Source organism: Kitasatospora sp. NPDC059747, assembly GCF_042732955.1.
Lineage (GTDB): Bacteria > Actinomycetota > Actinomycetes > Streptomycetales > Streptomycetaceae > Kitasatospora.
The window spans coordinates 3,325-4,841 of record NZ_JBHWGV010000183.1 but is presented as its reverse complement, the minus strand read 5'-3'; the positions used below and the strand labels follow the sequence as shown (position 1 = coordinate 4,841).

At 73.9% G+C, this 1,517-nt stretch carries 1 protein-coding gene and 1 tRNA gene; one reads left to right on the top strand and one right to left on the bottom strand.

Features of this window, described 5'->3' with window-relative positions:
* Nucleotides 1-107: 107 nt before the first annotated feature.
* Nucleotides 108-179, bottom strand: a tRNA-Glu gene (locus ACFV4G_RS40975).
* A 126-nt stretch (nucleotides 180-305) separates the two neighbouring features.
* Here ACFV4G_RS40975 and ACFV4G_RS40970 point away from each other — a divergent pair.
* A complete protein-coding gene (locus tag ACFV4G_RS40970; protein WP_380448287.1) occupies nucleotides 306-1,334 on the top strand; it encodes an AraC family transcriptional regulator in 1,029 nt (342 codons plus the stop codon).
* Nucleotides 1,335-1,517 lie beyond the last annotated feature (183 nt).

Sequence of the window (1,517 nt, the reverse complement as noted above, 5' to 3'; positions counted from 1 at the left end):
TCTGGGACGTGCTGCCGCGTGTGCCCGCACCGCGGGTCGGCCGGGGCATCTGACCCGCGGAATCGGCGTGGGGGGGGGAGCCGAAACCGGCTCCCGCCCCCACGAGTTGGAGCGCCGGGCCCGAATCGAACGAACCCTTCCCGCTGAAAGCGGGCGTGCTACCACTGCACCACCGACGCCTGACCGACCTGGCCCCGCTCGCTTCCGCGATCTGGTCCCGTCGACGGATAAGAAGTTACCAGTTCATGATCGGAAGAGGAAAATCGAGATCCGACGGGGACAGGAGCCGAGGGAAGGAGCCGGGATTGACCGGGAGTGCGGGGACCGTGTTCCGGGGCGACGAACTGCCTGCGGAGGACCGTTTCGACTGCTGGCGGGAGCTGATCGGGCGGACCCGGGACAGTGAGATGACCAGTGCGCACGCCGACCACTTCGAGGCGGAGATGCGGCACCTGGAGCTGGGGCCGGTCACGCTCCTCAAGTCGTCGTTCCCGCCGGCCAGGTTCCGGCGGTCCGCACGGCGGGTGCGGCAGTCCGACCGGGAGGTGTGCCACCTGACGCTGGTGCTCGACGGGGCCCTGTCGCTGACCCGCGACCCCCGGGCCGGCACGACGGTGTTCCGGCCCGGCGAGCTGACCGTGCTCGACAGCTCGCACCCGTACGACGTGCGGGCGTTCGCCGGCCGCGCCACCGGGGCCGCCGGGCCGCAGGCACCCCGGACCGATGCGCTGGGCATCGACTTCCCCATGGCGATGCTGCCCCTGCCCCCGGACCGGGTGCGCGACCTGATGGGCCGGGGGTTCTCGGGGCGCCAGGGTACGAGTGCGCTGCTCTCCGACTTCCTGGTCGGGCTGGACCGCCAGGCCGCCCTCCTCGGCCCGGCCGAGGCGCCGCGGCTGGGAACGGTCGTGATCGACCTCGTCGCCGCCTGGCTGGCCCGGGAGCTGGACGCCGAGGCCGTGCTGCCGGACGACGCCCGGCAGCGGGCCCTGGTGGAGAACGTCCGGACGTTCATCGGCCGGAACCTGCACGATCCCGAGCTCTCGCCGCCCGTGATCGCCGCCGCGCACCACATCTCCGTCAGCTACCTGCACCGCGTCTTCACGCAGCAGTCGGAGGGTGAGACGGTCGCCGCGTGGATCCGCCGCCAACGGCTGGAGAAGGCCCGCCAGGACCTGGCCGATCCCGCGCTGCGCGCCCTGCCCGTCCAGGCCGTCGCCGTCCGCCGGGGCCTCCCCCGCGCCTCCGACTTCAGCCGGGCGTTCCGGGCCGCGTACGGGATCTCCCCGAGCGAGCACCGGCGCACCGCGTCCTCAGGGGGCGCCCGCGAGTAGACGCAGTGCGCAGGAACTGTCGACTCGGTGACAACACGGCAGGTCCGCGACCTGGCAGCCTCGTTCCCCGAGGAGGAGCGGCGCCCCACCGCCGTCCACTCCGGCGCCGGACCCAATCCACCCGGCGCAGCAGGACGGGCCGGGGGGGGGGGCGGGCGCGGGCGGGGGGAGGCAGGGCCGGGC